This is a genomic window from Pseudomonas sp. VD-NE ins (assembly GCF_031882575.1).
Lineage (GTDB): Bacteria > Pseudomonadota > Gammaproteobacteria > Pseudomonadales > Pseudomonadaceae > Aquipseudomonas > Aquipseudomonas fluorescens_BZ.
On record NZ_CP134772.1, the window covers coordinates 67,414 to 75,000 of the forward strand.

At 58.8% G+C, this 7,587-nt stretch carries 7 protein-coding genes (1 of these 7 only partly in view); 2 read left to right on the forward strand and 5 right to left on the reverse strand.

The window, feature by feature from the left end; translation table 11 throughout:
• Positions 1-246 precede the first annotated feature (246 nt).
• The 5 genes from RMV17_RS00355 to RMV17_RS00375 all read right to left on the reverse strand — a co-directional run bounded on the left by RMV17_RS00355 (position 247) and on the right by RMV17_RS00375 (position 6,179).
• Positions 247-1,740, reverse strand: coding sequence for an acetyl-CoA hydrolase/transferase family protein (locus tag RMV17_RS00355; protein ID WP_311884727.1), 1,494 nt, complete (start codon positions 1,738-1,740; stop codon positions 247-249).
• Between the two features lie 214 nt (positions 1,741-1,954).
• Positions 1,955-3,388, reverse strand: coding sequence for an NAD(P)(+) transhydrogenase (Re/Si-specific) subunit beta (locus RMV17_RS00360; RefSeq protein WP_007911651.1), 1,434 nt, complete (start codon positions 3,386-3,388; stop codon positions 1,955-1,957).
• Positions 3,388-3,708: an NAD(P) transhydrogenase subunit alpha gene (locus RMV17_RS00365; RefSeq protein ID WP_003187417.1), complete on the reverse strand. Its 321-nt coding sequence runs from the start codon at positions 3,706-3,708 to the stop codon at positions 3,388-3,390. Before RMV17_RS00365 ends, RMV17_RS00360 begins: the two co-directional genes overlap by 1 nt.
• A gap of 15 nt (positions 3,709-3,723) precedes the next feature.
• A complete protein-coding gene (locus RMV17_RS00370; protein ID WP_007911649.1) occupies positions 3,724-4,845 on the reverse strand; it encodes a Re/Si-specific NAD(P)(+) transhydrogenase subunit alpha in 1,122 nt (373 codons plus the stop codon).
• Between the two features lie 434 nt (positions 4,846-5,279).
• Positions 5,280-6,179, reverse strand: coding sequence for a LysR family transcriptional regulator (locus RMV17_RS00375; protein WP_026000638.1), 900 nt, complete (start codon positions 6,177-6,179; stop codon positions 5,280-5,282).
• Between the two features lie 158 nt (positions 6,180-6,337).
• Here RMV17_RS00375 and RMV17_RS00380 point away from each other — a divergent pair, with 158 nt between their 5' ends.
• Both RMV17_RS00380 and RMV17_RS00385 read left to right on the forward strand, forming a co-directional pair.
• Complete coding sequence (locus tag RMV17_RS00380) at positions 6,338-7,519, forward strand: acyl-CoA dehydrogenase (RefSeq protein WP_007953903.1); 1,182 nt, start codon at positions 6,338-6,340, stop codon at positions 7,517-7,519.
• A gap of 13 nt (positions 7,520-7,532) precedes the next feature.
• A protein-coding gene (locus RMV17_RS00385) for a CaiB/BaiF CoA-transferase family protein (protein WP_034152284.1) crosses the window boundary here: on the forward strand, positions 7,533-7,587 show its 5' end (the start). It continues 1,166 nt past the right edge of the window; only the first 55 of its 1,221 coding nucleotides appear in the window; the start codon lies at positions 7,533-7,535; the stop codon falls past the right edge of the window.

Genomic DNA, 7,587 nt, shown 5'->3' on the forward strand with positions numbered 1-7,587 from the left:
CTCTCTAGATACAGTTCAACTGTATTGTGAGTGACCAGTTAACTGTTTATAGGGGGTGTACGGGTCAAAATTGAGCAAACTGTACCTGTCCGCACTTAAGTGGTGCGTTTTCGCTCATTTGAGTTGAAGCGGTAGGCAAATGCTGTAGGAAATGACCAGTACAGCAGTACAGTTTTTGTCAGGCGGGAGGCTTGCGTATGTCCGCTGACACAAACTGTGTTTGCGTCAGCGGATTATCTGTGTGAATCAGACAGCGAGCATGCGCCCGGTTTCTTCCAGGTTCGTGTGCCAGCTCAACGCTTCACGCAGGATGTGCGGGGTGTGACCACCGATTGCACAGGCCGCCGTGAAGTAATCGTTCAGCGCCTGGCGGAAGTCTGGGTGCACGCAGTTATCGATGATCACCCGCGCCCGTTCCCGTGGCGCCAGGCCGCGCAAGTCGGCCAGCCCGACTTCGGTCACCAGAATGTCGACATCGTGCTCGGTATGGTCAACGTGGCTGACCATAGGCACCACACTGGAAATCGCGCCGCCCTTGGCGATCGACTTGGTCACGAACACCGCCAGATGCGCGTTGCGCGCGAAGTCGCCGGAACCGCCGATGCCGTTCATCATCCGCGTGCCGCAGACGTGTGTGGAGTTGACGTTGCCATAGATGTCGAACTCCAGCGCCGTGTTGATGCCGATGATGCCCAGGCGCCGTACGACTTCCGGGTGGTTGGAGATCTCCTGCGGACGCAGCACCAGTTTGTCCTTGTACTTCTCCAGATTGCCGAATACGTCACTGTTGCGGCGCTCCGACAGGGTAATCGAACTGCCCGACGCAAAACTCAGCTTGCCGGCATCGATCAGGTCGAACGTCGAATCCTGCAGCACTTCGGAGTACATGGTCAGGTCCTCGAACGGCGAATCGATCAGGCCGCACATCACCGCGTTGGCAATGTTGCCGATCCCCGCCTGCAACGGGCCGAGCTTGTTGGTCATGCGCCCGGCGTCGACTTCCTGCTTGAAGAACGTGATCAGGTGCTCGGCGATGGCGTTGGTATCGACATCCGGGGTCGACACCGTTGACGGTGAATCCGCCTGCTGGGTGATGACAATGGCGACAATCTTCTCCGGCGGGATCGGAATCGCGGTGCTGCCGATGCGATCGTCGACTTTCACCAGAGGAATCGGCGTGCGCGTCGGGCGGTAGGTCGGGATATAGATGTCGTGCAGGCCTTCGAGGTTGGCGTTGTGCGCCAGGTTGATCTCGACGATCACCTGTTTGGCGAAAATCGCGAAGCTCGCCGAGTTGCCCACCGAGGTGGTCGGCACGATGTGACCTTGCTCGGTGATGGCCACGGCTTCGATGACCGCGATGTCCGGCAGCTTTAATTGCTGGTTGCGCAGTTGCTCGACGGTTTCCGACAGATGCTGGTCGATGAACATGACTTCGCCGGCGTTGATTGCCTTGCGCAAGGTGCTGTCAACCTGGAACGGCATGCGCCGCGACAGCACACCGGCCTCGGTCAGTTGCTTGTCGAGGTCGTTGCCCAGGCTGGCGCCGGTCATCAGGCTGATCTTCAGCGGCGTGACCTTGGCCCGCTCGGCCAGTGCGTGAGGGACGGCTTTGGCTTCGCCGGCACGGGTGAAACCGCTCATGCCGACGGTCATGCCGTCCTCAATCAGAGCGGCTGCGTCGGCGGCGCTCATCACTTTATCCAACAACGAAGGCAGGCGAATACGGTCACGGTACATGGATTATTATCTCGGGAAGCGAGTAGCAGGATGCGCAGTCTAGTGAATTTGACGAGCGCCTGTCCCGCTACCAAGGTCGCAAACGAGGCGTCTATTCAGCGGGTTTGAAGTAAAACACCGTTACTGGATCTGCAACAACGCGGCATATTGTCCGACTGTTTGCGCAAACAAAAACGCCCCGACAGGTCGGGGCGTTTGGTCTTGCAGCGGGGAATTACTCGACCGCTTTGACCATGTCTTCGATGACTTTCTTCGCGTCGCCGAAGACCATCATGGTCTTGTCCAGATAGAACAGTTCGTTGTCCAGACCGGCATAGCCGCTGGCCATCGAGCGCTTGTTGACGATGATGGTCTTGGCCTTGAATGCTTCGAGAATCGGCATACCGGCAATCGGCGATTTCGGATCGTTCTTCGCCGCCGGGTTGACCACGTCGTTCGCGCCGAGCACCAACACCACGTCGGCCTGGCCGAACTCGGAGTTGATGTCTTCCATCTCGAACACCTGATCGTAAGGCACTTCGGCCTCGGCGAGCAGGACGTTCATGTGCCCCGGCATACGACCCGCTACTGGGTGAATCGCATACTTCACGGTTACGCCACGGTGGGTCAGCTTCTCGGTCAATTCCTTCAGAGCATGCTGTGCACGTGCAACCGCCAAGCCGTAGCCCGGCACGATGATCACGGTGTCGGCGTTGGTCAGCAGGAAGGTTGCGTCGTCAGCCGAACCGGATTTCACCGGACGTGCTTCTTTTGCACCGGCCGGGCCAGCGTCGGCCGTGTTGCCGAAACCGCCGAGCAGTACATTAAAGAAGGAACGGTTCATCGCCTTGCACATGATGTACGAGAGGATCGCACCGCTCGAACCCACCAAGGAACCGGCAATGATCAGCATCGAGTTGTTCAGCGAGAAGCCGATACCCGCCGCCGCCCAGCCCGAGTAGCTGTTGAGCATCGACACCACCACCGGCATGTCCGCGCCGCCGATCGGGATGATGATCAGCACACCCATCACGAACGCCAGTGCCAGCATCAGCGCGAACGCGGTGAGGTTGCCAGTGAACATGAAGGTCAGGCCCAGTGCCAGCGTCGCCAGACCCAGCACTGCGTTGAGCTTGTGCTGCCCGGCAAACTGTACCGGTGCGCCCTGGAACAGGCGGAACTTGTACTTGCCCGACAACTTGCCGAAGGCAATTACCGAACCCGAGAAGGTGATCGCACCAATGGCCGCACCGAGGAACAGCTCCAGACGGTTGCCCGCCGGGATCGAGTCGCCCAGCTGTTTAACGATACCCAGCGATTGCGGCTCAACAACTGCGGCGATCGCGATGAACACCGCTGCCAGACCGATCATGCTGTGCATGAAGGCGACCAGTTCCGGCATCTTGGTCATTTCAACGCGCTTTGCCATGATCGAACCGGCAGTGCCGCCGACCAGCAGACCGACGATGACGTAACCGATACCGGCAGTTGCCAGCTCAGCACCCAACTTATAGATGAGGCCGACGGTAGTCAGGATGGCCAAGGCCATGCCGAGCATGCCGAACAGGTTGCCGCGCCGCGAGGTAGTCGGGTGCGATAGGCCTTTGAGGGCCTGGATAAAACAGATCGACGCGATCAGGTAGAGCGTCGTGACGAGATTCATGCTCATTACTTCGGCGCCTCTTCTTTTACTTTCGGGGCTTTCTTCTTGAACATCTCAAGCATGCGGCGGGTGACCAGGAAGCCACCGAATACGTTGACCGCAGCCAGCGCCACGGCGAGGGTGCCCATGGTTTTGCCCAGCGGCGTAACGGTCAGCGCGGCCGCGAGCATAGCGCCGACGATCACGATCGCCGAGATGGCGTTGGTCACCGCCATCAAAGGCGTGTGCAGCGCAGGTGTAACGTTCCAGACCACGTGGTAACCGACATAAATCGCCAGCACGAAGATGATCAGGTTGTAGATACCGGGGGAGATAAGCTCTTCCATCGTCTGAATCCCTGCTTAGGCGTTTTTGCGGATGACTTGGCCGTCGCGGCACATCAGGCACGCGGCGACGATGTCGTCTTCGAGGTTGACGTCGAACTGGCCTTCTTTGGTGAAGACCAGCTTGAGGAAGTCCAGCAGGTTGCGCGCGTACAGTGCCGAGGCGTCTGCAGCGACTTCACCGGCCAGATTGGTCGGGCCACAAATGGTCACGCCATTCTCGACGACGACTTGGTCTGCCACGGTCAGTGGGCAGTTGCCGCCCTGAGCCGCCGCGAGGTCGATGACCACCGAACCCGGTTTCATCTGCGCCACAGTCTCCGCGCTCAACAGCGTCGGCGCCTTGCGGCCCGGAATCAGCGCGGTGGTGATGACGATGTCAGCCTGTTTGGCCCGTTCGTGCACGGCTTGGGCCTGACGCTGCATCCAGCTTGCCGGCATTGGCCGCGCGTAACCGCCGACACCGACGGCGCATTCACGCTCTTCATCGGTCTCGTAAGGTACGTCGACGAACTTGGCACCGAGGGATTCGATCTGCTCTTTCACCGCCGGACGCACGTCAGACGCTTCGATGACCGCACCCAGACGTTTCGCGGTAGCAATCGCCTGTAACCCGGCCACACCTGCGCCGAGAATCAGCACGCGCGCCGCTTTCACGGTGCCCGCAGCGGTCATCAGCATTGGCATGAAGCGTGGGTAGTGGTGAGCGGCCAGCAACACAGCCTTATAGCCGGCAATGTTCGCCTGCGACGACAACACATCGAGACTCTGCGCGCGCGAGGTGCGCGGCGCCGCTTCGAGGGCGAACGCGGTAATGCCGCACTCGGCCATCTTCGCGATGGTTTCGTTGTTGAACGGGTTGAGCATGCCCACCAGCACCGTACCGCGCTTGATCAGCGTCAGCTCGGCATCGCTTGGGGCGACCACTTTGAGAATCAGCTCAGCGCCAAACGCGTCATTGGCACTGCCAATGGTTGCGCCTGCCGCTTCATAGGCACTGTCGACAACACTGGCTTTAACGCCGGCGCCGGTTTGCACAGTGACCTTATGACCTTGGCTGATCAGCTTTTTAATGGTTTCCGGGGTTGCAGCAACCCGTGTTTCACCGGTCTGGGTTTCGAGAGGAACACCAATGTGCACGTCAAATCTCCTGCGTGATCTTATTGAGTAAACCCATGCACTACGGATGGTGCGACTGGGGCGGCCGATCAGCACGATCCCGCCGAATCAGGGCGGGGCGCGGCATTTTGCAGGCGAACTTTATGCCCTTCAAGGGATTATGACGGGTGACGGAAAATTAACTACAAGTCATGCCGTGACCGAATGTCGCAGATGGCCAACTGAATCCCTTGCAGGCCGTGCCTTGCAAGGATTCTGGCCGATTATGGAAAAATTTCTCATCGGTGACGTGAATAGGCATCAATGCGTCGCCGATGGAGGCTCAAAGCCACGTCGTCAGGCGCTTGTGGGACGTCTGTACGACTTTCGGATACAGTCTGTGCAATTGCGACAAATACTTATATCTGTAGGGCTTTGTATTTCCTGACTACGGGGTTAGTTATCGCTGTGAGCCTTTACCCTTCTAGGCTGTAGCTCTGCGCCTGAGTTACCAGCCAGTCGCGAAATGCCTTTAATGACGCTGATTCGACTTTTCGTTCGGGAATCATCAGGTAATAGGCCTTGATACTGGAGAGCGCCTGCGGGTTGGCAATCACCAAGCGTTTCTCGGCCAGTTCACGCTGGATCAGGAACGGTGGAATCAGCGCAATGCCCATGTCGTGCATGGCGGCCTGGGCGAGCATGGAGAATAGCTCGTAGCGCGGGCCTGTCATGTCGCGAGGGATATTCAGCTGCTGCGAGTTGAACCACTGGCGCCAGGCATAAGGGCGCGTGGTCTGTTGCAGCAGTGGCAGATCGGCAATCTCATCGGCTGTCAGATGTGTCTTGTTGCCGAGTAGGGCGGGGCTGCACACCGGCATCGGATTTTCGCCCATCAATCTGTGGGATTCGGTACCCGACCAGTCGGCATCGCCGAAATAGATTGCTGCGTCGAATTCTGTATCGGCAAACAGGAAGGGGCGAGTGCGGTTGGTCAGGTTGACGGTGACTTCCGGGTGTTTGAGCTGAAAGTCTTTGAGGCGTGGCAGCAACCATTGCGTGCCGAAAGTCGGCACTACCGCCAGTTCGATCACGTTGGTGCCTTGCTGGCCCATCACCGAGAGGGTGTCGCGCTCGACCGCATCGAGTTGCGTGGCGACGCGGCGGCTGTAGGAAAGTCCCGCTTCGGTCAGTTTCACTCCGCGTCGCGAGCGTCGGAACAGTTCCACGCTGAGGAACTCCTCAAGGCTGGCGATCTGTCGGCAAATGGCGCCCTGGGTGAGGGAAAGTTCTTCAGCGGCGCGGGTAAAGCTCTCGTGACGCGCGGCGGCCTCGAAGCTGATAAGTGCTGTGGTGCTGGGGATCTTCCTGCGCATGTACGTCAACCTCACTAATGCGCCGCATAAAAGGCATTTCGCGACGTTTCGGAGTGAGAAATTAGCACAACAGAATGCGAAATCCTCGTTTGCCGCGACAGCGAACCGCGCCTAGGATCAATGCCACGTTAATTCACCCGATTTGCGAGGACACACTCATGGGCGGTAAAGCTAGCTTCAACTGGATCGATCCCCTGTTGCTGGATCAACAGCTCACCGAAGAAGAGCGCATGATCCGCGACACCGCCGAGCAGTTCGCTCAACAGAGCCTCGCACCGCGTGTTCTCGAAGCTTTTCGTCATGAGAAGACTGACCCGGCGATCTTTCGCGAAATGGGCGAAGTCGGTCTGTTGGGCGCGACCATCCCAGAGCAGTACGGTGGCAGCGGTCTCAACTATGTCAGCTATGGTCTGATTGCCCGTGAAGTCGAGCGTGTCGACTCCGGCTACCGCTCGATGATGAGCGTGCAGTCGTCGCTGGTGATGGTGCCGATCAACGAATTCGGCACCGAAGCACAGAAGCAGAAATACCTGCCGAAACTGGCTTCCGGCGAGTGGATCGGCTGCTTCGGCCTGACCGAGCCGAACCACGGTTCCGATCCGGGCGCGATGATTACCCGTGCACGCAAAGTCGACGGCGGCTACAGCCTGACCGGCGCGAAGATGTGGATCACCAACAGCCCGATCGCTGATGTGTTTGTGGTCTGGGCCAAAGACGATGCCGGCGACATCCGTGGTTTCGTACTGGAAAAGGGCTGGAAAGGCCTGAGTGCTCCAGCGATTCACGGCAAGGTCGGTCTGCGTGCGTCGATCACCGGTGAGATCGTCATGGACAACGTGTTCGTGCCAGAAGAGAACATCTTCCCGGATGTGCGCGGTCTGAAAGGTCCGTTCACCTGTCTCAACTCCGCGCGTTATGGCATTTCCTGGGGCGCGCTGGGCGCTGCAGAATTCTGCTGGCACACCGCTCGCCAATACACCCTCGATCGTCAGCAGTTCGGACGTCCTCTGGCCGCTACTCAGTTGATCCAGAAGAAGCTGGCCGACATGCAGACCGAAATTACTCTGGCCCTGCAAGGTTGCTTGCGTCTGGGGCGCATGAAGGATGAAGGCACGGCTGCGGTCGAGATCACTTCGATCATGAAGCGCAACTCTTGCGGCAAGTCGCTGGATATCGCCCGCATGGCTCGCGACATGTTGGGCGGCAACGGTATCTCCGATGAGTTCGGCGTGGCCCGTCATCTGGTCAACCTGGAAGTGGTGAATACCTATGAGGGTACCCATGACGTTCACGCGCTGATCCTCGGGCGTGCGCAAACTGGTCTGCAGGCGTTCTATTAATAGGAGAGCGACCATGGGCGCGCTGTCGCATCTGCGGGTACTGGATTTATCGCGCGTATTGGCCGGGC

Coding starts and splice junctions, on each gene's coding strand:
- RMV17_RS00355 (WP_311884727.1), bottom strand. CDS start 1,740: ATGTACCGTGACCGTATTCGCCTGCCTTCGTTGTTGGATAAAGTGATG.
- RMV17_RS00360 (WP_007911651.1), bottom strand. CDS start 3,388: ATGAGCATGAATCTCGTCACGACGCTCTACCTGATCGCGTCGATCTGT.
- RMV17_RS00365 (WP_003187417.1), bottom strand. CDS start 3,708: ATGGAAGAGCTTATCTCCCCCGGTATCTACAACCTGATCATCTTCGTG.
- RMV17_RS00375 (WP_026000638.1), bottom strand. CDS start 6,179: ATGCGCAGGAAGATCCCCAGCACCACAGCACTTATCAGCTTCGAGGCC.
- RMV17_RS00380 (WP_007953903.1), top strand. CDS start 6,338: ATGGGCGGTAAAGCTAGCTTCAACTGGATCGATCCCCTGTTGCTGGAT.